Below are 23,138 nucleotides of genomic sequence, written 5' to 3'. Positions count from 1 at the left end.
GACAGGGGGCGTCTAATTCACTTTCACTGCAAGATCGTGACGCAACAATGACATGCAAAACCAACGTAATTTCATGCGTTTTTCACTTTTCTTCTTCTTTTTATATTGTCGCTATAGACAATAAAAGGCAATCCGTCAGCTTGTAAACCAATGGATTGCTTTTCCATTTGCATGATGCCGCACATGTTATTGGGGCGGACTGATCCGCCCTCCGACCGCAGCGAACAGCGCAACGGTGTCGGTGAGGCGCGCGGCGCGGGCCTGCACCAGCTGCGCACGCGCGTCGGCGTCTGCGGCGCTGGCGTTGAGGAGCGTCAGCGTGTCGATGTCGCCCAGCGCCAGCCGCCGCCGCGCGAAGATCAACGCCTGGTTCGACGCGTCGGCGGCGCGGGTCGCCGCATCGAGCGCGACCGCATCGGTCGACAGGCCGGTGAGCGCGTCGGAGACGTCGCCGAACGCGGTCAGCACCGCGGTACGATACCCCGCCTTGGCGCCGTCGAGCGCCGCCTCCGCGGCACGCTGTTGATGGCGGAGCTGTCCGGCGTGGAACAGCGGCTGCGCAATACCGCCGATCAGCGTCCAAAACGGGTTGCCGCCCTTGAACATGTCACCAAATCGCTGTGCCGAGCCGCCGGCATTGGCGCTGAGCGTGATCGACGGGAGGCGGGCGGCGATCGCGGTCTGGACGTCGGCCCCTGCCCCTTCCAGTTGCGCGCGCGCGGCCTGGACGTCGGGGCGCTGCGCGACGAGGTCGGAGGGGAGCACCGACGGCAGTTGCGTCGGTAACGTCAGCTGCGCGAGCGTCGGGAGGTCGGGCAAAGCGTCACCCGCCACGCGGCCGAGCAATGCCGCGATTACAACGCGTTGATGCGCCTCCTGTCGCACGAGAGCGGGAAGCGCGCCTTCGGCGGCGGCAAGCGCGGTCTGTTGGGTGACGACGTCGGCCGCACCGACCGCGCCCAATTTCTGGCGGAGTTGCAGGCGGTTGAGGATGTCGCGGTTGACGGTCACCGCGGTGCGCGCGGCGTCGAGCTGGTCGGCGAGCGCCGCGCGCTGGATCACCGCCTGTACCAAGTTACTGACAACACTGGTCCTTGCCGCGTTCAACCGGCTGCGCTGGACGGCGGCCTGGGCGCGGGCGGAGCGGAGGCGGGCGTGGGTGCCGCCGAAGGCGTCGAGGGTGTAGCTGACGTTCACCTGCGCGGTGTGGAGCGTGTAGAGTTGCTGGTTCTGGTTCGCGATCACCGGCGAGATCGCGTCAGAAACCCGCGTTCTTTCCGCCTGATAGCTGGCATCGGCCTGGGGCAGCAGCGCACCGCCCGCCGCCCGCGCCAGTTCCGCGGCCTGCCGCAAGGAGGCGTCGGCGGTGGCGATGTCGTTGTTGTGGCGAAGCGCTTCGGTGACCAGAACATCGAGTTGCGGACTGCCAAATGCGGTCCACCATGCCGCCGGGGACGCGGACGACCCCGAAAATACCTGCCCCGGTCCGCTGTCGGGCGCAATCGGGGCGGGCGTGGTCGCAGCCGGGAGCGCAATATGCGCGTCCAGGTCGCGCGGGCCGACGGTGCACGCCGCGATCGTGGTGCAGCCGAGCAGCAGGGCGAGCGTGCGGGTCATGCGATCACCTCCGATCCGCCTTCATGATGTCCGACGTCGCGGCCATGCGCGCCGCGATCGGCGGGGGCGACGCGTTTCGAGAAGCGGTCGATCAGCACCGGCAGGATCAAGAGGATCAGCACCGGCGCCAGCGTCATCCCGCCGACCACGACCAGCGCCAGCGGCTTCTGCACCTGGCTGCCGATGCCGTGCGACATCGCCGCCGGGAGCAGACCGATCGCGGCGACCAGACAGGTCATCACCACCGGGCGCAGCGAGTGGCGCACCGTCGTCGCCACCGCGCTCGCGCGGACGAGCCCCTCGTCGATCGCATTGTTGAAGGTGGTGACGACGAGGATGCCGTCCATCACCGCGATGCCGAACAAGGCCACGAAGCCGATCGCCGCCGAGATGCTGAACGCAGTGCCGGTCAGCGCCAGCGCCAGCACCCCGCCGACCACCGCGAGCGGGATCGCGGCGAAGGCGAGCAGGCTGTCGCGGATCGACCCGAAATTGGCGTAGAGCAAGAGCAGCATCAGCAGCAGGCTGATCGGCACGACGATTTCCAGCCGCGCGATCGCATTGTTGAGATTGTCCAGCTCGCCCGCCCATTCGAGATGATAGCCGGCGGGCAGATGCACCTCGCGCTGGATCCGCGCGCGCGCCTCGTCGACCGCGCCGCCCAGATCGCGCCCGCGCACCGAGAATTTGATCGGGATGTAGCGTTCCTGATGCTCGCGATAGATGAACGACGCGCCCGAGGTCAGGCGGACGTTCGCCACCTCGGACAGCGGCACCTGGATCGTCTGCGCGCTGCCGTCGAGCGCCGGCGCGCCGATCGTGATCCGGCGCAGCGCCTCCAGCGAATCGCGCTGTTCGGGCTTGAGCCGGACGACGATCGGGAAGTGGCGGTCGGTGCCGGCCTCGTAGAGATCGGCCGAGCTGCTGCCGCCGATCGCCGCCGCGACGACGCCGTTCACATCGTCGGGGGTGAGCCCGTAGCGCGCGGCGCGCGCACGGTCGACGTCGATCCGCACGGTCGGCTGGCCGAGCGACTGGAACACGCCGAGATCCTCGATCCCGCGCACCTTGCCCATCTGATCCTTGATCTGGTTGGCATATTTTTCAAGCGTCGGCAGATCGGGGCCGAACAGCTTGATCGAATTGGCGCCCTTCACCCCCGAGGCGGCTTCCTCGACGTTGTCCTCGATGATCTGCGAGAAGGAGAAGTCGACGCCTGGATATCTGGCGCTGAGCCGCTTCGACAATTCGTCGATCAGCTTCTCCTTGGTCACGCCCGACGGCCATTCGTCGGCAGGCTTGAGCGGGACGAAGAATTCGGCGTTGAAGAAGCCGGTCGCGTCGGTGCCGTCGTCGGGGCGGCCGTGCGCGGAGAGCACCGCGGTCGCCTCGGGATATTGCGCGATGATCCGGCGGATGCCGTTGACGGTCGGCTCGCCCGCCTCAAGGCTGATCGACGCCGGCAAGGTGGCGCGGATGTACATATTGCCCTCCTCCAGATGCGGGAGGAATTCGATGCCGAGCGAGCGCACCCCGACCATCGCGACCAGAAGCAACAGCACGCCGCCGCCCAGCGCGAGCACGCGATTGCCGAGCGCGAAGGCAGCGGCGGGTTCGTAGACGCGGCGCAGGCGGCCGACGATGAACGTCTCCACCTCCGACAATTTGTCGGGCAGCAGCAGGGTCGCGAGCACCGGCGCGACCGTGAAGGTCGCGATCAGCCCGCCGGTGATCGCATAGGCATAGGTCTTCGCCATCGGGCCGAAGATGTGCCCCTCGACCCCGGTCAGCGTGAACAGCGGCAGGAAGCTGGCGATGATGATCGCGGCGGCGAAGAAGATGCCGCGGCTGACCTCGCTCGACGCGCCCAGCACCGCCGAGAAACGGCTGGCGAGCGAGTAATGGCCCTTGCCGTTCTCGACGTTGGCCGATCGTTCGACCATGTGGCGGAAGATATTCTCGACCATGATGACGCAGGCGTCGACCACCAGCCCGAAGTCGAGCGCGCCGACCGACAGCAGGTTGGCGCTTTCGCCCTGCAACACGAGGATCAGGATCGCGAAGGCGAGCGCGAACGGGATCGTCGCCGCGACGATGATCGCGCTGCGCAAATTGCCCAGGAACAGCCATTGCAGCGCGAAGATCAGCAAGATGCCGACCACCATGTTTTCGAGCACGGTGTGGATCGTCAGCTTGATGAGATCCGAGCGGTCGTAGATGCGCTCCAGCCGAACGCCGGGGGGCAGGACGCCCGAATCGTTGATCTCGGCGACTTCCTTCTGGACGCGTTCGATCGTCGGCATCGACTGCGCCCCGCGCTGCATCAGCACGATGCCCTGCACGATATCGTCCTGATCGTTGTAGCCGGCGATGCCGAGCCGCGGCGTGTTGCCGATCGTGACCTTCGCCACGTCCTTCACCAGCACCGGCTGTCCGCCGGCGGTGCCGACCAGCACGTTCTCGATCCCCGAGGGCGACTGAATCAGCCCGACACCGCGGACGATCGCGGCCTGTGCGCCGAAATTGATCGTCTGCCCGCCGACGTTGCCGTCGCTCTTCGCGATCGCCTGCAGCACCTGATTGACCGTGACATTGTGCGCGGCGAGCCGATCGTTATCGATCACCACGTCATAGGCGCGCAGCTTGCCACCCCAGCCGGTGACGTCGATCACGCCGGGAATGCGCTTGAAACGGCGTTGCAACACCCAATCCTGCAACGTCTTGAGGTCCATCACCGAATAGCCCTTGGGCGCGGCGATCCGGTAGCGATAGATTTCGCCGACCGGGCTGGTCGGCGACAGCGTCGGCTGCGCGCCCCCGGTGAGCGGCGGCAGCTGCGACAGGCGGTTGATGACCTGCTGCCGCGCCTGTTCGTTCGTGTAATCGTAGCTGAACTGGATTTTGATGTCCGACAGGCCGAACAGGCTGATCGCGCGGATCGCGGTCAGATGCGGGATGCCCGCCATCTGCACCTCGATCGGGATGGTGACGTTGCGCTCCATCTCCTCGGCGGACAGGCCCTGCGTCTGGGTGATGACCTCCACCATCGGCGGGACCGGATCGGGATAGGCCTCGATATTGAGGTTCAGGAAGCCGATGACGCCCGCCACCAGCATGGTGACGAAGACGCCGACGATCAGCAGCCGCTGACGCAGCGCGAATCCTACGATGCGGTTCACTCGCCCAGCCCCGCTTCGTTGACGAACAGCGCGCCGGCGGTGACGATCCGCTCGCCGGGGGCGAGCCCCTTCACGATCGCGACCTGCCCGTTCTGGCTGTCGCCGGTGACGACGTCGCGCGCGGCGAGCACGCCGTGCGGCTGGACCACCCAGACACGCGCCTGCTCGCCTTCGTGGATCACCGCGGCGGCGGGGACGCGCATCTCCGCGCCCGCGCTGGCGCGGCGGATCGCGAAACTGGCGAACATCTGCGGCTTGAGCGCGCCGCCGGGATTGGCGATCGCGGCGCGCACCGGCAGGCGGTGGGTGACGGGATCCAGCGCCGCGCCGACCAGATCGATCCGCGCACTGAACGTGCGGCCGGGCAGCGCCGGCGTGGTGACAGTGGCGGCATCGCCGACGTGGATCGATTCCGCATCGCCCTCCGCGACCTGCGCGACCAGCCAGACGCGCGACGGATCGGTGATCGTCATCACCGGCTTGTCGCCGCCCTGCCCGACATATTGCCCGGCCGCCACATCGCGCGACGCGATCAGCCCGCTGATCGGCGCGTGGAGCGTCGTGACGTCGTGGATGCCCGCCACTTCGCTGACATTCTCCAGTCGGTGGATTTCGGCGGGCGACTTGCCGAGCACCGCCAGCTTGTCGCGCGCCGCGCCCAGCGCGGCGGCGGCGGTGCGCGCGCTGGCCTGGGCGGCGGCGAGATCGACCTGTGCCTGTTGGTAATCCTTCAGCGCGCCGCCGGCGGTTTCGTAGATCTGCTTCTGCCGATCCGCCGCGCGCTGCGCCGCGACGAGCTGCGCCTGCGCGTTCTGATAGGCGGCGCGGGCGGCGAACAGCCCGCTGCGCGCGTCGACGAAATCGCCGGTGCGCACCAGCATCAGCGGCTGGCCCTGCACGACGCGTTCGCCAGCCTCGACCAGCACCTTCACGACCTGACCCGCATAGGGCATCAGGACGGGCGTGCTGCGGTCGCCGTCGACGGTGATCGCGCCGCTCGCCAGCAATTGCTCCGCCGAGGACCCCTCGCCGACGCGCATCGTCTGAAGCCCGGCGAGCTGCGCCGGCGTCGGGCGGAAGGTGCCGGGCGGCGGCGGAGCAGGCGGCGCCTCTTCCTTGTGCGTCCATTGGCCGATCAGCGTGACGAGCAGCACCGCGCCGACCAGCGCGGCGGCAGCGATCGCCAGCCAGCGCCACTGCGCCGGGCGCGACAGGCGGTTCGCGGGGGGAAGCGGAACGGATTCGTCGGCTGCGTGCATGATCGACTCTGCGTACGGTGAACCGTAAGGCGCGTAGCGAGGCCGGCTTACATGTACCTGACGATTGCTGCGCTGCGGGGGATTCTTGCGCATATTATTGATCGAGGATGATCGGGCGCTGGCGGAGGCGCTGACCGCGGCGCTGCTGCAACGTGGGCTGACCGTGGATCATGCCGCGTCGCTCGACGAAGCCGAGGCGTATATGGCGGCGGTCGACCATGCCGCGATCCTGCTCGACCTCGGGCTGCCCGACGGCGACGGGCTGGCGTGGCTGCGGCGGCGGCGCGCGGGCGGCGAGACGCGGCCGGTGCTGGCACTGACCGCGCGCGGCAGCGTCGAGGCGCGCGTCCGCGGGCTGCATGACGGGGCGGACGATTATATCGTCAAGCCGTTCGACGCCGACGAGCTGCACGCGCGGTTGCTGGCGGTGCTGCGGCGGCAGGGCGGGTATCTGGGCGTCTCGCTGACGTGCGCGCGGCTGACCTTCGACGTCGAGACGCGGACGGTGCGGGTCGGCGAGACGGTGCTGACCTTATCGACGCGCGAGACCGAATTGCTGGAACTGCTGCTGCGGCGCGCGGGCAATGTTGTGCCCAAGCGTGTCGTAGAGGACCATTTGTTCGGGGCGGGCGGCGATCAGGGGTCGAAGAACGCGGTCGAGGTCTATGTCCACCGGCTGCGCAAGCGGCTCGACGAGGCGGGGACCGGCGCGCGGATCGATACGGTGCGCGGGGTCGGTTACCTGCTGCGCAGCGCGGCATGAGGCGGTGGTGGCCGCGGTCGCTGTTCGGGCAGCTCGCGCTGCTCCACATCGCGATCGCCTTGGCCGCCGCGGTGACCTTGCCGTTGGCGGTGGGGGCGTTGCTCCACCGCGTCGCGCGGCACTACCAACATGAGGTGCTCCACCAGCAGGCGCAGCGCGTCGCCGACCGGCTGCGCGCCGATCGCGGCGATGCGGCGCGCGCGATGGCAGGCGTCGACCTGCTGGCGGGCGGGCTGTCGCTGGCGATCGTCGATGCCGGGCGGCAGGTGATCGCCGCGCGCGGGGCGACGGTCATGCCGGCGGTGCCGCTGGCGCGTCAGCCGGTGCTGGTGCGGCGCGGACGGATCGCGGTGCTCAGCCGGCCGGCGGGGGCGCGGTGGATCGTCGTGGCGCAGGACAGCACCGCGCCCGAGGTGGTGACCGACGATATCGTCACGACCTTCCTCAAGCGGTTCGTGCTGTTGCTGCTGCCGTTCGTGATGCTGGGGCCGTTGATGGCGGCGTGGCTTACGCGCGGGATCCGGCGGCGGATGCGCGCCGCGGCGCAGACCGCCGCCGCGATCGGGCCGGCGACGCTCGACCGGCGGCTGCCGCGGGGCACGCTGCCCGCCGAGATCGAGCCGCTGGCGGTGGCGACCAATGCTGCGCTCGACCGGCTGGAGCAGGCGTTCGCGGCGCAGGCGGCGTTCGCGGCGGATGTCGCGCACGAGCTGCGCACGCCACTGGCGACGATCCGGCTGCGCGCCGATGCGGTGACGGATCCGGCGGCGCGCGCGGCATTGTTGCAGCAGGTCGACCGTGCGGCGCGGGTGATCGCGCAATTGCTGAGCCTCGCCGATCTGGAGCGGCCGGTGCAGGACGACGGCGCGGCGGTCGATCTCGGCGCGCTTGCCGAAGAGGTGGTGGCGGAGCGTGCGCCGGCGGTGCTCGCCTCGGGGCGGACGATCGCGTTGCGGGTCGACGGTGCCGTGGTCATCCCCGGCCAGCCGGCAGCGATTGTGCTGGCGCTGGAGAACCTGATCGACAATGCGGTTCGCCATACCCCGGAGGGGTCGCGAATCACGGTTGTTGCTGGGCCGGGCGGGCGGCTGTGCGTGTGCGACGACGGCGCGCCGATCCCGCCCGAGAGGCTGGTGAAGATGCGCGAGCGCTTCTGGAAGGGCGAGGCGCGTAGCGGCGGCTCGGGGCTGGGGCTGTCGATCGTCGCGCGGATCGCCGCGGCGCATGGCGGGGGATTGACCCTCGCGCCGGGGGAGGAAGGGCGCGGGTTGCGGGCGTGTCTGGCGCTGGGGGACGCCTGACGCCTATGGCACCACCGGCACGATCGGGAGCAGCACCGCGCTGGCCTGTGCGCCGCCGCGTTCGATCGTCACCGTCGCCTTCCGGTAATCCCCGGGCTGCGCGAAGAAGATGTTCTTCACATAGGTCTGCGGATTGCGGTCGTAGAGCGGGAACAGGCTCGACTGGACCTGCACCATCACGCGGTGACCGGGCTGGAAGACATGGTTCACGGTCGGCAGGCGGAAGCGATAGCGCTGGACCTTCCCCGCCGGGATCGCGCTGGGCTTCGAAAAGCTCTCGCGGTAGCGGCCGCGGAAGATGTCGAGGCTGATCGGCAGCTGATAACCGCCCATCTTGGCGTCGGCGACGTTGGGCGGCAGCACGTCGATGATCTTGACGACGAAATCGCCGTCGGTGCCGGTCGTGCTGGCATAAAGGTCCGCGATCGGCGCGCCGGACACGCGCATCGGCTGCGTCAGCACTGGCGTCATATAGGTCATCACGTCGGTGCGACCGTCGGCCGGGCGCTGGTCGCTGACCAGCCAGTCGCCCCAGCGCCCGTCGTCGAAATTGACCGGGCGGGGGAGGTGCGGAACCGGCTTGGCGGGATCGGACACATAGGCATCCCCGCCCGCGGTGCCCTTCACGAGCGACAGCCCGCCGTCGGCCTGAAGGTACATCGGCGTCAGCGGCGCGGCGCAGCCCTGTTCGCACGCCAGCGGCCAGGTGGCGAAGCGGTCCCAATGGTTCTCCCCGGTGTTGTAGATCGCGGCGGTCGGCAGGTTCGCGGGCGCGCCGTCCTTGAGATACTGGTCGAACAGCGGGCGCACCATCTGTTCGCGGAATTGCGCGGCGGTGTCGCCGTTCCACTGGAACGGGCCGAGGCTGCGCCCCTCGCGGTTGACCTGGCTGTGCCGCCACGGCCCCATGACGAGGAAATTGTTGCCGAGCTTGCCCTTGGCTTTCAGCGCCTCCCATGCGGTGATCGCGCCGTACATATCCTCCTGATCCCACAACCCCTGTTCCCAGAGCGTCGGCACGTTCGAGGGGTTGGCGGCGAGCAATTTGTCGAGCGCCTGCCCCTGCCAGAACGCGTCATAGGCGGGATGCTGTGACATGCGCGTCCAATACGGGAGCTGGTCGTAGCCCGACTGCTTCGCCCAGTCGCCCGCCGACTTGTCGCGGAAATTGTCGTAATCGTCATAGCCGCCGGTCGGCGGCAGCGGCCCGCCGCTCTTGTAGCCGGTCTGCCCGCCGAGCCAGGCGATATTGGCGAGCCGGAACGCGCCGTAATGGAACCAGTCGTCGCCCATCCAGCCGTCGATCATCGGGCTTTCGGGCGCGGCGACCTTGAGCGCGGGATGCGGGTTGAGCAGCGCCATGACGACGGTGAAGCCTTCATAAGACGAGCCGATCATCCCGACGCGGCCGTTCGACTGCGGCAGGTTCGCCTTGTTCACCAGCCAGTCGATCGTGTCATACGCGTCGGTGACGTGATCCACCTTGGTCGGATTAAGCGGGCCGATGACGGGGCGCGTCACGACATAATCGCCCTCCGAGCCATATTTGCCGCGCACGTCCTGATAGACGCGGATGTACCCGCCCTTGACGAAGATCTCGTCGGCGAGCGGCAGCGCGTTCAGCATCGACGGGCTGTCGCTGCGGTTCGCGCGCGCCGAGGCGTTGTACGGCGTGCGGGTCAGCACGATCGGCGCGTTGGTCGCGTTCTTCGGAATGACGATGACAGTGTGGAGCTTCACCCCGTCGCGCATCGGGATCATCACTTCCTGCTTGATATAGTCGCGCGCGACGGTCGGCAGGCGGAAGGTCGCGGGGATGTCGCCGCCGGCGGGCGGCTGGGTTTGGGGTGCCTGCGCCGCGATGGTGGCAAGGGCGATGAGCGGCAGCGACAGCACGGAACGGCGCATGGAAAACTCCGGCAGGATTGTTGTCGCGATCTGTGCGGCAGGACGGCCGCCGCCGCAAGCCGATCGAAAGGGGGTGGCCATGCGACAGGTCACCGGGCATGATGATGAAAACCAGTTCTCAAATCGAAGAGCGCAGCGGGAGGAACGGCCATGAAGGTGACACGCAGGCAGGCGCTGGGCGCGGGCGCGACCGCGGGGGCGCTGGCGGCGGTGCCCGCGGGCGCGGCGAGCGCGGGGACGTGCGCCTATAGCACCCGGCCCGGCGGCGCGCGCGCAGTGCGCGTCCCCGCGCCGCGCGCCTTCACCGGCGACTGGCGCTCGCTGACCGATGGCTATAGCGTGCCGGACTGGTTTCGCGATGCCAAATTCGGGATCTGGGCGCACTGGACCGCGCAATGCGTGCCCGCGGCGGGCGACTGGTATGCGCGCAACATGTACCTTCAGGGGTCGTCGCAATATGCGCACCACCTGAAGAACTACGGCCACCCCGCCGATACCGGCTTCATGGAGATTCAGAACCGCTGGAAGGCCGAGAACTGGGACCCGGTACGGCTGATCGACCTCTATCAGAAGGCGGGCGCGCGCTATTTCATGGCGCTGGCCAACCACCACGACAATCTCGATTGCTATGCCTCGACGCATCACGCGTGGAACAGCACCCGCGTCGGGCCGAAGCGCGATATCGTGGGCACGTGGGAGAAGCTGGCGCGCGAACGGGGCCTGCGCTTCGGGGTGTCGAACCATTCGGCGCATGCGTGGCACTGGAATCAGGCCGCCTATGGCTATGACCCCGAGGGGCCGCGGCGCGGGCAGCGCTATGACGCGTTCCGGCTGACCGCCGCCGACGGCAAGGGCAAATGGTGGGAGGGGCTCGACCCGCAACAACTCTATACCGGGCGCGACGACATCATGCCCGACGGGATCGAAACGCTGCTGGAGGCCGATGCGTGGCACGAGGCGCACGACCGGATGTGGAACGAGGGCACGCCCGCCAATCCGGCGTTCGTGCGCAACTGGTATCTGCGCTGCCAGGAACTGATCGACCGCTATCGCCCCGATCTGGTCTATTTCGACAATTTCGATCTGCCGCTCGAACAGGCCGGGCTGGACATCACCGCCTATTTCTACAACCGCAGCATGGCGTGGAACCGCGGGCAGGTGCAGGCGGTGGTGACGGGCAAGAATATTCCGCCGCAGCGCCGGATGGGCGTGGTCGACGACGTCGAGCGCGGCGGCAAGACCTATATCGAGCGCTTCCCGTGGCAGACCGACACCTGCATCGGCGAATGGCATTACGATCAGGCGGTCTACGATCAGGACCGCTACAAATCCGCCGCGACCGTGATCCACACGTTGTGCGACGTGGTGTCGAAGAATGGCAATCTGATGGTCAACGTGCCGCTGCGCGGCGACGGCACGATCGACGACAAGGAAGAGCGGATCGTCGAAGGGATCGCTGCGTGGATGCAGCGCTATGGCGACGCGATCTACGCCACCCGCCCGTGGCGTGTGCACGGCGAGGGTCCGCGCAACGGCGGCGGTGGGTTGTTCTCCGAGGGCGGGCCGAAGTCGCTCTATGGCCCCAAAGACATCCGCTATGTGACGAAGGGCGAGCGGCTGCATGCGCTGGTGCTCGGCTGGCCCGAGGACGGGGTCGCGCGGCTGACGCTGCTGGCCAAGGACAATCGCGTCGGGCGTGGAACGGTGCAGCGCGTCACCGTACCGGGCAGCGACGCGCCGCTGCGCTTCGTCCGCACCGGCGACGCGCTGGAGGTGACGCTGCCGCCCGCGCTGCGCAACGAGATCGGTGTTGCGCTGATCCTCAGCGGATCGGGGCTGACCGAGGGTTCGGTGGTTTAGGGTGCGATGACATGAAACCAACTCCCCTCCCCTTCAGGGGAGGGGCAAGGGGGTGGGGCCGAGTCTCACCGAGACCAGCTCCGGCCACGTCCCCCCCCCCCCCCCTGCCCTGACGGGGGCGGGCGCGATTGAATCGGCGCGATGGCGTCCGCCCTCGGGGCCGGTCGGTGCACGCGGCCGGCGAGCTTAACGCGGGATAACGGACGCATTCAGTCTCCGCTCAATCGCGCGAGTCTATCCCCGTCAGTGTCGCAGCCGCTCCGGCCTGCGGCGGTGGTGCGTGAGGGGAGCTGGATCATGTTCAGGAAGATGTCGGTCGGTCTCGGGTCTGCGGCGCTGGCGATCGTGGCGCTGACGCCGGTCGCGGCGCAGGCGCAGCGGTGGGAACAGCGCGAGTATTACGAGCGCGACGATCGCGGCTATGACGACGACGGCTATCGCGACCACGACCGCGCCTATCGCAGCGCGTATCGCGACGGCTGGAACCGTGGCCCGCGCTATGCCGAATATGACCGTGGCGGATATGATCGCGGCGACGACCGCTATCGCAGCTACGATCGCGACGACCGCCGCTATCGCTATCGCGCCCGGTGCCAGAGCGGGACGACCGGCACGGTGCTGGGCGCGATCGCCGGCGGGCTGCTCGGCCGCACGATCGATCGCGGCGGCGACCGCACGCTGGGCACCGTGATCGGCGCCGGCGCGGGCGCGCTGGCCGGCAGCGCGGTCGAGCGGTCGGACAATCCGCGCTACTGCCAGCGCTGACCGCTTTTCCCGTCCTGCCGGAGGTCGACCGCCGCTGCGGTCCCTTCGTCTCCTGAGCCCTCTTCCCGACGGAAGGGGGCTCTTTCGTATTGCGCCGCAACATCTTTCGCGACAAGCGCATGGTGGCCGCGCCACAAATCCGGCATGGCTCGCGGCGGTTCGTCGAAGAGGAAGATCGTGGCGCGTCCAGCGGTTCTCAACACACTCAGTCTGGCGATCTCCAGCGGGCTGAACTTCGTTTCCCTGCTGCTGTGGGTGCGGCTGCTGCCGCCGGTCGCGTTCGGGCAGTTCACGCTCATCACCACCACCGCGCTGCTCATCAACGCAATCCTGTTCGAATGGGCGCGGATCGTCAGCGCGCGGACGCTCTATTCGCCGACCGCCGCGACCCGCATCGATCCGGCCCGGGCCGATGCGCTGTTCACGATCGTCTTCGGCCTGATCTTGTTGCTCGGGATCCTGACCGCGGTGCTGTCGATCTCGGGGCACACGATCTTCGGGCTGGGGCCGCAGTGGATGTGGGTGCTGTTCGTCTTCCTCGTCAGCGAGGTCGCGCTGACGCAACTCAACGTCATCAGCCGCGCGCGCCATGCGGCGTGGCACACCTTCTGGGTGATCGTCACGCGCTCGGCGCTGTCGCTGGTGATCGGGCTGGCGCTGGTGCTGGGCTACGGGCTCGGGCTGTCGGGGGTGCTGCTCGGGCTGGTGATCGGCCAGGCGGTCGCGGTGATCGGCGGGATCGCCACCGATGCGGTCTGGCGGCGGCTGCGCCTCGCGGGCGGGCGCGCCGAGGATCGCGAGGTGATGGGCGGGATGCTGAAGCTCGGTGCGCCGCTGATGCTGAGTTCGGGGCTGTCGTACGGCGTCGGGGTGCTCGACCGCTATCAGGTCGAACATATCCTGGGCACGTCCAGCGTCGCTTATTACGCCGCGCCGTCCGACCTGCTGCAGAAGACGCTGGGATTCGCGATGCTGGCGGTCAACATCACCATGTATCCCGCGATGGTCCGCGCCTATGAGGACGAGGGCCCCGACAAGGCGCGCGTGCTGCTGGAGGGCAATGCGGTGATGTACGTCGCGATGTGCCTGCCGGTGCTGGTCGCCGCGACGGTGCTGGCCGGGCCGGTCAGCCATCTGTTGCTCGGCGCGCGGCTGGCGCCGCAGAGCGCGCCGCTGCTGCCGCTCGTCACCGCAGCGGCGCTGTTGCGGTTGCTGACCATCTATCACCTGCAGGTCGCGTTCCAGCTGACGCGGCACATGCGGCTGCTGATGATCGCGCCCGCGCTGGCGATCGCGACCTTCGTGGTGCTGGGACCGCTGTCGCTGCACCGCTACGGCCTGATCGGGATCGCGGGCGTCTCGTTGCTGGCGCAGGCGAGCGGCTATGCGGTCAGCGCGGTGCTGGCGCGGCGGACCTTCGGCATCCGGCTGCTGGGGCGCGACAATGCCAAGGTGCTGGTCGCCGGCGCGGCGATGGCGGCGGCGCTGCTGCCGTTCGCGCATGTCACCGGGGTGCCGATGACCCTGGTCGCGCTCGCCGCGGGTGGACTGGTCTATGCCGCGGCGATCCTGCTGCTGCGGCTCGATCAGGTGCGCACGATCAAGGCGAAGTTCGTGCGCCGCTGATCGCGGCGATCAAACCGCGATCGGCAGTTCGCCCGATCGCGACGGCGCCAGCCGCTGCTCGCTTTCCGCCCACCAATCGCCCATCATGCGATCCGCCGAGCGTGGCGAGAAGCGTTCCAGCCCCGCCCCCGGCGCGAAGGTGATCTCGCCGAACATCGGCCCGGCGTCGAGATCGTAGAAGTCGATCCGCGCGAAGGCGAACCCCGACGACAGCGTCTCGGCCAGTTCGATCATGCGCGCCAGATGGCGCGGCGCGGGCACCTCGCCCTCGATCTGGTCGTGCGCCAGGCTGAACGGCATCTGCTGCCAGTCGCGATCGTAGAAGCTGCGGCGGTGATCGGTGAAGCGCCCGGCGTCGACCTGGACGGCGCGGACCTGCCCGTTGAAGCAGAAGAACTTATAGTCGTTGAGGTTTTCGCCGATCATCGGCTCGATCAGCAGCAGCCGGTCGATCTCGTTATACCACCATTCGTGCAGGAAGGGGTACCAGTCGTTCTCCAGCCACGTCTTGCTGGTGACGCGAAGCTGCTGCCAAGTCGCGTCGTCATAGGTGCGGATGAACGCGTTCCAGCCCGACGAATGGTTGGCCTTCACCACGAACGGCGCCGCGCACGGCACCTGCGCGGGCAGCACCTTGCCCGACCACAGGGTCGGGATCACCACGTCGCGGCCGACGCGTTCCGCCACCCAGTCCTTCACGCGCACCTTGTCGGCCAGCAGCGGGAGCAACGGGTTGTGCGGCGCGAGCTTCAGCGCCTGCACCCGCTCGTTGAAGGTCTTCGGCTGGTCGAGGTCGGGCCACTCGCCGAGCGCCTTGAGATACTGCGCCTGCAAGGATTGCTTGGCGGGCAGCGCGGTAAAGACCGCCCGCATCACGGACTGCAGCAGGTTCGCCAACACATCTCTCCCACCGGGCCGTTGCATCCCGGCTGCCCCTCGAGCCCCGGCCCGCAGACGGCAGCGCCATAGACGCTTGTCCACCCCGGCGGAATGTCGGTTTCTTACAATTCTTCACGGTCGCGTCACCGTGACGCCTACACCCTGGGCAGCACCGGCAGGCACGACCGGCCGCGCACCGTGCGCGGCAGCGGCAACAGCTTCCCAACCGGCGAGCCGAAGTTGACCGTCAAGGTGACCAGCAACGCGCCGGTCACGCCGTTGCAGGTCGCCGCGGGATCGATGACGACATTGGCGGGATCGACCGTGATGCCGTTCGCCTTCGCGCGCTGCACCGCATAGCTCACCTGCTTGGCGGCGCTGTCGCACGCGACGCTGGCGATCGTGCGGCAACGCGCGGTGCTATAGGCGGCCTGATCGAGCGCCTGATCCATCCAGACGAGCCGCGCGCCCTCGATCAGCCCGAACAGCGCCATCAGCAACAGCGGCAGGATCAGCGCGAATTCGATCACGGTCGCGCCGCGTTCGTCGCGGATCATTGCAGCCGCACCGTCGTGCTCTGCGACACCACGCCGTTCCCCAGCATCCCGCGCGGCAGCAGCGCCGGGCGGAAGGGATAGGAAGCCGTCATCTTCATATAATAGCCCGACTGGCTGTTCGCCGACGCGCCGCTGCCGCACGGCGCGCCGCAACTGCCCGCGGGCACCAACGTCGCCGTCGAGGTGAGGCACGAGCAGGTGCGCGACGTGTTGACGCAATTGTCCTGCCCGCCGTTGCAGCCGACCGTCACCGTCAGCGCGCCCGGCGTCGTGACCCCGGAGGCGCTGCGCAGATAGGCGGGCAAGGCGGTGAAGTTCACCGTATCGCGCGATTTGAACGCCGCGATCGACGCGCCGCTCATCGCCTGCGCCAGCCGCGCGCGCTCGATCGAGAACGAACCGATGTCGAGCGCGGCGAGCATGGTGATGAAGAACAGCACCATCCACAATGCGAATTCCGCCGCAGCGATGCCGCGACGATCGCCGGCAAGTCGACGGAGAGGCATGATGCGCAGGCTCATGAGATCAGATCCACCGTTCCGCTGCCCCCGGCGCCGGTGCCGAGCCCCGTGCAGGTCGACCCCGCCGTGGCGCCGCCCGTCAGCGTCACGCGATAGGCGACGAGCATGAAGCACCGGGTGCTCGAATTCGTGCTGTTGCCGCCGCTGCTGGTCAGCGCCGAATTGGGCAGATGCACCGCGCCGCTGAACACGTTGGTCGCCCCTGCGCTCCAGCTGGTGTCGGCAGAAGTCAGGCTGTCGATCAGGATGTCGGCGATCGCACCCCCATTGGTCGTCGTGCCGGGCGCGATCAGCATCGTCTTCGCGCCGCCGCCCAGATTGACCGTCCCCGACAGGATGAGACTGACGTTGACCCCGGCCATGTCCGCGTCGCCGACGCTGACGCCTTCGAGACTGGTCCCCCAGGTCTGATTGGTGATCGGCGAGGTATAGGGCCAGGACGGCGTGCCATTGTTTGCGCCGCCAGTGCCGTTCGCGAAACCGCCCTTGATCGTATAGCGGCCGGCACCGAACAACACCGCGCCCGATGCCGACAGGTCGCCGTTGATGAGGTGATTGGCCGTCTTGCCGAACACCAGCCGGCTGCCCCCGCCCGTCACGATCGATCCATTGGCGCTGAACAAGCCGTCGCCCATGAAAAAGTAGGCGCCGCCGTCCACGAAGATCGCGCGGTCGCCGGGATTGGAGATCGTCACGTTGCCGGCGCCCGCGATGATCGTCGACCCGCCGCCAACCGACACTCCGCCGGCCACGTCGAGCGACCCGTCACCCATCGTCAGCCAGCTGCCGCCGCCGACCGAGATGCCGCCGAACGCATGCGCCCCCGCGCCGATCGCCAGCGTGGTCCCGCCGCCGAGCGACAGTGGCGCATTGATCGTCACCGGCCCGGTGCCGATCCGGTTGGTTCCGCCGAGGCTGACGGTGCCCTGCCCGATCGACAGTTCACCGTCGCCAAACGTCACGTCCCTTCCCGTAAAGCCACCGTTGATCCGGTAGGTGCCGTTGCCGAAGACGACCGTCGCCCCGCCGCTGATGGCCACGCCGCGCGCCACCGTTACCGTCGAACCCGCGCTGAACGTGACGCTGACGCCGCCGGAAGCGTCCATCGAGTCGATCGTGTAATTGCCCGCCGGCACGGTGAAATTGCTGCTGTTGCCCCTGCGAAACCCGGCAACCGCCAGCGACGGCGAGCCGCTGAACGACCACACCGCCCCGCCGCTCGGCGTCGTCGGATTGGAAAGCGCGGCCGGCGCGCGCCAGTTGCCGATCAGCGAGCGCGCGCTGCTGAGATCGAGATTGTCGGCCAGCGGATCGGCGACGGTGGAGCTTTGCTGAACGCGCTTGTCCGCGCCGGGCACGTTGTTGTTCCAGCTCGGGTTCGTGAAAGAACCGGCATAGCGGAGCAGATCGGCGGCGAGCGTGCCGTAATTGTTGACGATGTCGCCCGCGCCCGAGATGATGTTCTTCGCGCTGATCGCATTGCCGTTGTTGGCGACCGTGCCGACGCCAGCCACCGCGCACGCCGGTGCGTTGATCGACGCGCCACCCTGCGTCTCGATCGCCTTGCCCGAATTGGCCAGTCCGACGATGCACCCCGCGGTGGATTGCGTTGCGAGGCTGGCGGTCGCGACCGTTTTGACCGGATAACCCGCGCCGATCCCGAGCACACGGCCGAGCGTGACGGTCATCGGCACGGTGATCGTGACCTGCACCGCCTTCGCACCCGGCGTCGGCACGTCGGTGACCAGTTGCGCCACGACGGTGCCGGTGGTGATGCCGTTGACCCTGGCGAGGTCCTGCGCGGTCGGCTGAAGGATCGTTTCGTTTTTCGCTGCGCTATAGGCGACGCCCGCGGCGAGCGCGGCCATATCGGCAACGCGCTGGTTGGCGACCATCGTCTCATAGCCGCGGTTGAGGTCGACCGCGAAGCTCGCCATGCCGATCACGCCGACCGCGGACAGCGCCGCAAGCACGCTGACTCCGCCGCCACGATGGTGGAGGAAGGTCTTCAGCCACGTGGGCGCGCATTGGTTCCGTTTCGGCACGCCCCATTTGCTAATGTGGTTTCGTAAACAAATTCAGCTCGGAACCCGTTGAAAGCGAGCTTTAAAGCGCGGGGACGCCACGATGATCGTCATTGCGAGCGGAGCGAAGCAATCGAGGGTCGGACCAGGACGCGCTGGATCACTTCGCTCCGCTCGCAACGACGGTCGATGTCACGTCGTCATGATCGACAGGCAGCAGCGGCGACCGCCGCGGTTACAGCCGCTCGACCACGCCCGCGGCCACGACCGGCCCGGTCGGCTGCCCGGTCGGCGAGCCGCCGCGCGGCGCGATCGAGTCCGCCAGCTTGCTGCCGGTCGCGGGCAGGTTCGCCTGCGCCACGCGGATCGCCGGCGCCGCGGCGCCGGGCAGCAGCCCGAGCGACACCGGCTTTCCGCCGACCGGTATCCGCCACAGCTCGCCAACGCGATCCGCCGGCGCGTCGACCCCGCGGCTGAGGCGAAGCGCGCCGCTGGCCGGATCGACGACCGCCACCGGCCCGGGGGCTGTCGCCTTGTCGGTCCACGCCAGCTGCGCGATCAGCAGCCGCACCGGTGCGGTCGGTGCGCTGACGGGCGGCACCGGCACCGGCACGACCGTCGGCGTCAGGAGCCAGGCGGCGATCGAGGCCGCCAGCGCGCCCACCGCAGCCCCGAGCGAGAGCGAGCGCCACTGGAGACGCGCGGGGCGTGGCGCGATGTGCGGCACCTCCAGCAACGCCTCGATCCGCGCCGCGATATAGGGCGGCGGCGCGACCTCGCGATAGCGATCGAGCAGCGGCGCGAGCCGCGCCTCCCACCATTCGACCTCCGCGGCGAACGCGGGCTCGTCCGTGCGGCGCTGTTCGGCGCGTGCGGCCTCTTCGGCGGTCAACAGGCCGACGACCAGTTCGGCTGCGAGGATGCGGTCGTCAGGCGTCATCGTTCAGACACTCCCGCAAACGGATCAGCGCGCGGCGGATGATGCTCTTCATCGTCGGCAGCGGCACCCCGACGCGCCGCGCGACATCGCCATAAGTGAGCCCGTCGAGGAAGGCGGAACGGATCGCATCGCGCGGGCGATCGTCGAGCCGGTCCATGCAATCGTCCAGCCGCCGTCCGTCCTCTCCCGCGACGATCCGCTGATCGGCGAGCGGCGCGTCGTCGACCGTCTCGTCGACATCGGCAGCATCGGCCATTGCGGTGCGCGCGCGCGGCGAGCGTCGCCAATCGAGCGAACGGTTGCGCGCAATCGTTGCCAGCCACGTCACGGGATGGCTGCGATCCGGCCGATAGGTGGCGGCGCGGCGCCAGACGATCAGATACACCTCCTGCAACACGTCCTCCGCGGCTTGTCGCTCGCCACAGATACGCAGGCAGATGCCGAAAAGCTTCGCGGCGGTCAGCTCGTAGACGCGCCGGAACGCCTCTCGATCGCCGGTCGCGCTCAGCGTCAGCGCGGCGACGAGCGCGGCGCGCGGCCCGTCCGCCTGTGTCCCATTGCCCGTCACCGCATCACTCCGCCGGCAGGATCAACTATTTATCGTCTCGCGCGATTAACCCTGCATCCGAATTCAAGTTCACCCCGTATCTGTTTAGCCCACGTCGAGGAAGATGCTTCCGTGTCGCCCCCGTGGGTTGGGAGGTGCAAAGTGACGATGCAAGACGCCCGAACCGAGCAGGATCTGCTGATCGAAACCTTCGACGGCCGCGCCAAGCGGCGAGAAAACCGCCGCGCCTTCTTCACCGCCGCGCTGGGGGTGGCTGCCGTCGGCGGCGCCTTCGCCTATGCCGATCCGGCGCTGGCGCAGACGAGCGTGACCGACAGCGACGTGCTGAACTTCGCGCTGAACCTCGAATATCTGGAGGCGCAATTCTACCTTTATGCCGTGAACGGCAGCGGGCTGACCAGCGACCTGACCGCCAGTGGCAGCGGCGCGGCCGGCGGCACCGTCACCGGCGGCGCGGCGGTCACCTTCACGGGCGATCCGCTGGTCGGCGCCTATGCGCGCGAGATCGCCGCTGACGAGCTGGCGCACGTCAAGTTCCTGCGCACCGCGCTCGGCACCGCAGCGGTCGCGATGCCGAACATCAACATCAGCGGTGCCGCAAACGGTCCGTTCACCGCCGCCGCCCGCGCCGCAGGCGTGGTCGACCCGACCAGCGGCGTCTTCAACCCTTACGAATCGCCGACCAATTTCCTGCTCGGCGCGTTCATCTTCGAGGACGTCGGTGTGACGGCCTACAAGGGTGCGGCCCCGCTGCTCAGCAACAAGACCTTCCTCGAGGCGGCCGCCGGCATTCTCGCGGTCGAGGCGTATCATGCCGCGATCGTGCGGACGACGCTCTATTCGAAGGGTGTGCAGGGCCTCATCGACGCCACCGAGAAGATCGCCGCCGCGCGGGACTCGCTGGACGGTGCGCCGACCGAGGACAAGGTGCGCGGCATCGGACCGCTCGACGATCAGGGCATCGCGCCGTCCGGTTCCGGCGACACGCTGACCGCCAACCTGTCGCCGCTCAACAGCAACGGCCTCGCCTTCAGCCGCACGCCGGGACAGGTGCTCAACATCGTCTATCTGAACGCCGGCACCGCGACGATGGGCGGCTTCTTCCCCAACGGCGTCAACGGAAACATCAAGTCGACGACCTGAGCGCAGCGGCGCTTCCGATGATGTTCCCCTGACGCTTTCAAGGAATCTTCCCCATGATCGATCCGTTCAAGGCTCTCGAAATTCTGTCCGCCGCCGACGCGCGGCGCGCGGCCCGTCGCGGCTTCCTCAAGGCTGCCGGTGGCGGCGCGGTGCTGCTGGGCGGCGCCTCGCTGTTGTCGGGCTGTTACGGCGATTACGGCGACTCGGTGGACCCGACGCCGACGCCCTCGCCCTCGCCGACACCCACGCCCACCCCGACCGCGATCACCGACAGCGACGTGCTGAACCTCGCGCTCAACCTCGAATATCTCGAGGCGCAATTCTATCTTTATGCGGTCAACGGCACGGGCCTGTCCGCCGCGCAGACCGCCAGCGGCACCGGCACCGCCGGCGGCACCGTCACCGGCGGGGCGAAGGTCAATTTCGCCAACGATCCCGTGGTGGGCGCCTATGCCCGCGAGATCGCGGCGGACGAGGCGGCGCATGTCGCCTTCCTGCGCGCCGCGCTCGGCTCGGCGGCGGTGGCGATGCCCAACATCAACATCGATGGCGGCGCGAACGGCGCCTTCACCGCGGCGGCGCGCGCGGCGGGGGTCATCGCGATGACCGACACGTTCAACCCCTATGCCTCGCCGGAGAACTTCCTGCTGGGCGCGTTCCTGTTCGAGGACGTCGGGGTCACGGCCTACAAGGGCGCGGCACCGCTGCTGACGAACAAGACCTATCTGGAGGCGGCGGCCGGCATCCTCGCGGCCGAGGCGTATCACGCGGGGATCGTGCGCACCGTCCTTTACGCCAAGGGCATGTCGACCGCGGCGCTCATCACCGCGACGACGCGCATCTCCGACGCGCGCGACCTGCTCGACGGCCGGCCGACCGACGATGCGGTGCGCGGCATCGGTTCCGACGACGACCAGGGGCTGGTGGACAGCAGCAACGGCGCCAACCTGGTGCCCGCCAACGTCAACGGCATCGCCTACAGCCGCAGCAGCGAGCAGGTGCACAACATCGTCTACCTGAACGCGACCGGCGCGAATCGCACCGGCGGCGGGTTCTTCCCCAACGGGACGAACAACCCCAACGCCGCGCTGCGCGTCGGGCTTTCGTCGTAACGCACGCGCCGTCCGGGTGGCATCACCCGGGCGGCCGCCTGTTACGGCAACAGCAAACTCGCGTCGCCGTAGGAATAGAAGCGATCGCCGCTTTCGATTGCATGCGCATAGGCCGCCTGCATCCGGTCGAGCCCCATCAGCGCCGATACCAGCATGAACAGATTTCCCCCGCGTTTTCAGATAGTTGAAGAAAAATAATGGAAACTTTTCCGTTTCGGCGGCCCGTTTTCCTTCGACCCATCGCGGACCCAATCTGACTGCCCGGCATGATTGCCCGCTGGCCTCAATCGAGCATCGCATTCGCCGGTTGGTTGCCGGCCCATTTGACCCATCGCCCGCCCAGATCGAGAGGAGCGCACTCTCGATCCGAGCTTGGGGCGCGGGGCGTCAGGTCGTTGGGTCAGTGTCCGTCCAGGTCGTGCCCATGAACCCAGCAGCCGCATCGACCGCGGCGAGAAGGGTGTCCTGACTGAGGTGCGCGTACCGTTGCGTCGTGCGGGGTTGAGCGTGCCCGAGCACTTGGCCGACGACGTAAAGCGACTGACCAGCATTTACCATCGCACTAGCGCAGCTGTGTCTAAGGTCATGTATTCTAAGGCCTTTTAGGTTTGCACGCTTGGTAGAACGGTGCCAAGCATAATATATCGAAGTATAGGGTAGCTTCGTCTCCGGGTTGGGAACCAGCCAGGGGCAATCATCCCATTTTGGCAATTGTCCAATCACTTCGAGCGCTTCTGACGAGAGCGGCACGAATCGCCGCTTGCCACTTTTCGCCATTGGGACTTTCCATTGACGTGCGGCGAGGTCGAAGTCCTCCCAACGGGCGTCGAGTAGCTCGCGCTTCCGGCATCCGGTGAGCAGAAGCAGAGCGACGATGTGTTTGATCATCGGATTGTCGTCAGCCTCGGCACCGGCCTTCAACCGGCGAGCTTCCTCGGGGGTCAGGAACCGCTCACGTTCATTGTTCGGATTGGGGAGCGGCACACCGAGTAGCGGGTTCACCTCGGCACCGGGCATGCCCCAGCGCTTGGCGAGCTTGTACATGTAGCTGAGGACGACGTGCTGTCAATCGGCGTCCAAAAGGAACCCCCTATCGGCGTGCAAAAGGGACCCCCT

18 protein-coding genes and 1 pseudogene are annotated in these 23,138 nt (G+C 68.1%); 7 read left to right on the top strand and 12 right to left on the bottom strand.

Annotated elements, in window-relative coordinates:
* Window positions 1–186: 186 nt before the first annotated feature.
* From AADI75_RS11625 to AADI75_RS11615, 3 genes are read right to left on the bottom strand one after another with little or no spacing between them, the layout of a single operon-like run.
* Window positions 187–1,617 carry an efflux transporter outer membrane subunit gene (locus AADI75_RS11625; protein ID WP_341209186.1) on the bottom strand — a complete coding sequence of 477 codons (1,431 nt, stop codon included), beginning with the start codon at window positions 1,615–1,617 and terminating at the stop codon, window positions 187–189.
* Window positions 1,614–4,796, bottom strand: coding sequence for a CusA/CzcA family heavy metal efflux RND transporter (locus AADI75_RS11620; RefSeq protein ID WP_341209185.1), 3,183 nt, complete (start codon window positions 4,794–4,796; stop codon window positions 1,614–1,616). Before AADI75_RS11620 ends, AADI75_RS11625 begins: the two co-directional genes overlap by 4 nt.
* The gene (locus tag AADI75_RS11615; protein ID WP_341209184.1) at window positions 4,793–6,055 is read right to left on the bottom strand and encodes an efflux RND transporter periplasmic adaptor subunit; all 1,263 of its coding nucleotides are present in this window, start codon (window positions 6,053–6,055) and stop codon (window positions 4,793–4,795) included. The genes AADI75_RS11620 and AADI75_RS11615 overlap by 4 nt, the downstream gene beginning before the upstream one ends.
* Window positions 6,056–6,140: 85 nt before the next feature.
* Here AADI75_RS11615 and AADI75_RS11610 point away from each other — a divergent pair, with 85 nt between their 5' ends.
* Both AADI75_RS11610 and AADI75_RS11605 read left to right on the top strand, forming a co-directional pair.
* A complete protein-coding gene (locus AADI75_RS11610) occupies window positions 6,141–6,818 on the top strand; it encodes a response regulator transcription factor (RefSeq protein ID WP_341209183.1) in 678 nt (225 codons plus the stop codon).
* Entirely contained in the window at window positions 6,815–8,119 is a 1,305-nt protein-coding gene (locus AADI75_RS11605) for an ATP-binding protein (RefSeq protein WP_341209182.1), read from the top strand. Before AADI75_RS11610 ends, AADI75_RS11605 begins: the two co-directional genes overlap by 4 nt.
* 3 nt (window positions 8,120–8,122) lie before the next feature.
* Here the strand turns inward: AADI75_RS11605 and AADI75_RS11600 are convergent, their stop codons facing one another.
* A complete protein-coding gene (locus AADI75_RS11600; protein WP_341209181.1) occupies window positions 8,123–10,027 on the bottom strand; it encodes a CocE/NonD family hydrolase in 1,905 nt (634 codons plus the stop codon).
* Window positions 10,028–10,177: 150 nt separating this feature from the next.
* On the opposite strand from AADI75_RS11600, the gene AADI75_RS11595 reads away from it, so the two are divergent.
* From AADI75_RS11595 to AADI75_RS11585, 3 genes are all read left to right on the top strand, one after another.
* Window positions 10,178–11,887 carry an alpha-L-fucosidase gene (locus AADI75_RS11595; RefSeq protein ID WP_341209180.1) on the top strand — a complete coding sequence of 570 codons (1,710 nt, stop codon included), beginning with the start codon at window positions 10,178–10,180 and terminating at the stop codon, window positions 11,885–11,887.
* A 297-nt stretch (window positions 11,888–12,184) separates the two neighbouring features.
* Window positions 12,185–12,652 (top strand): glycine zipper 2TM domain-containing protein, encoded by a 468-nt coding sequence (locus AADI75_RS11590; RefSeq protein ID WP_341209179.1) that lies wholly within the window; start codon window positions 12,185–12,187, stop codon window positions 12,650–12,652.
* Window positions 12,653–12,829: 177 nt separating this feature from the next.
* Window positions 12,830–14,278: a polysaccharide biosynthesis C-terminal domain-containing protein gene (locus AADI75_RS11585; RefSeq protein ID WP_341209178.1), complete on the top strand. Its 1,449-nt coding sequence runs from the start codon at window positions 12,830–12,832 to the stop codon at window positions 14,276–14,278.
* Window positions 14,279–14,287: 9 nt separating this feature from the next.
* Here the strand turns inward: AADI75_RS11585 and AADI75_RS11580 are convergent, their stop codons facing one another.
* The 6 genes from AADI75_RS11580 to AADI75_RS11555 all read right to left on the bottom strand — a co-directional run bounded on the left by AADI75_RS11580 (window position 14,288) and on the right by AADI75_RS11555 (window position 19,767).
* Complete coding sequence (locus AADI75_RS11580; protein WP_341209177.1) at window positions 14,288–15,175, bottom strand: ATP-grasp fold amidoligase family protein; 888 nt, start codon at window positions 15,173–15,175, stop codon at window positions 14,288–14,290.
* Window positions 15,176–15,312: 137 nt separating this feature from the next.
* Window positions 15,313–15,714 (bottom strand): TadE family protein, encoded by a 402-nt coding sequence (locus AADI75_RS11575; RefSeq protein WP_341209176.1) that lies wholly within the window; start codon window positions 15,712–15,714, stop codon window positions 15,313–15,315.
* Window positions 15,711–16,235 carry a hypothetical protein gene (locus AADI75_RS11570; RefSeq protein WP_341209175.1) on the bottom strand — a complete coding sequence of 175 codons (525 nt, stop codon included), beginning with the start codon at window positions 16,233–16,235 and terminating at the stop codon, window positions 15,711–15,713. The genes AADI75_RS11575 and AADI75_RS11570 overlap by 4 nt, the downstream gene beginning before the upstream one ends.
* Window positions 16,232–18,280 carry a hypothetical protein gene (locus tag AADI75_RS11565; protein ID WP_341209174.1) on the bottom strand — a complete coding sequence of 683 codons (2,049 nt, stop codon included), beginning with the start codon at window positions 18,278–18,280 and terminating at the stop codon, window positions 16,232–16,234. The genes AADI75_RS11570 and AADI75_RS11565 overlap by 4 nt, the downstream gene beginning before the upstream one ends.
* Before the next feature lie 214 nt (window positions 18,281–18,494).
* A complete protein-coding gene (locus AADI75_RS11560; RefSeq protein WP_341209173.1) occupies window positions 18,495–19,199 on the bottom strand; it encodes an anti-sigma factor in 705 nt (234 codons plus the stop codon).
* Window positions 19,189–19,767 carry a sigma-70 family RNA polymerase sigma factor gene (locus tag AADI75_RS11555; RefSeq protein ID WP_341209172.1) on the bottom strand — a complete coding sequence of 193 codons (579 nt, stop codon included), beginning with the start codon at window positions 19,765–19,767 and terminating at the stop codon, window positions 19,189–19,191. The genes AADI75_RS11560 and AADI75_RS11555 overlap by 11 nt, the downstream gene beginning before the upstream one ends.
* A gap of 147 nt (window positions 19,768–19,914) precedes the next feature.
* Here AADI75_RS11555 and AADI75_RS11550 point away from each other — a divergent pair, with 147 nt between their 5' ends.
* Together AADI75_RS11550 and AADI75_RS11545 are read left to right on the top strand one after the other, a co-directional pair.
* Entirely contained in the window at window positions 19,915–20,910 is a 996-nt protein-coding gene (locus AADI75_RS11550; RefSeq protein ID WP_341209171.1) for a ferritin-like domain-containing protein, read from the top strand.
* Between the two features lie 53 nt (window positions 20,911–20,963).
* Window positions 20,964–22,022: a ferritin-like domain-containing protein gene (locus AADI75_RS11545; RefSeq protein ID WP_341209170.1), complete on the top strand. Its 1,059-nt coding sequence runs from the start codon at window positions 20,964–20,966 to the stop codon at window positions 22,020–22,022.
* 41 nt (window positions 22,023–22,063) lie between these two features.
* Here AADI75_RS11545 and AADI75_RS11540 read toward each other — a convergent pair.
* Both AADI75_RS11540 and AADI75_RS11535 read right to left on the bottom strand, forming a co-directional pair.
* Window positions 22,064–22,183 (bottom strand): annotated as a pseudogene (locus AADI75_RS11540) (S-adenosylmethionine:tRNA ribosyltransferase-isomerase); the annotation flags it as partial.
* A 226-nt stretch (window positions 22,184–22,409) separates the two neighbouring features.
* Window positions 22,410–23,066, bottom strand: coding sequence for a site-specific integrase (locus AADI75_RS11535; protein ID WP_341209169.1), 657 nt, complete (start codon window positions 23,064–23,066; stop codon window positions 22,410–22,412).
* Window positions 23,067–23,138: the final 72 nt, after the last annotated feature.

The organism is uncultured Sphingomonas sp. (assembly GCF_964021865.1).
Taxonomy (GTDB): Bacteria; Pseudomonadota; Alphaproteobacteria; order Sphingomonadales; family Sphingomonadaceae; genus Sphingomonas.
This window is presented reverse-complemented; position numbering and strand designations above follow the sequence as displayed.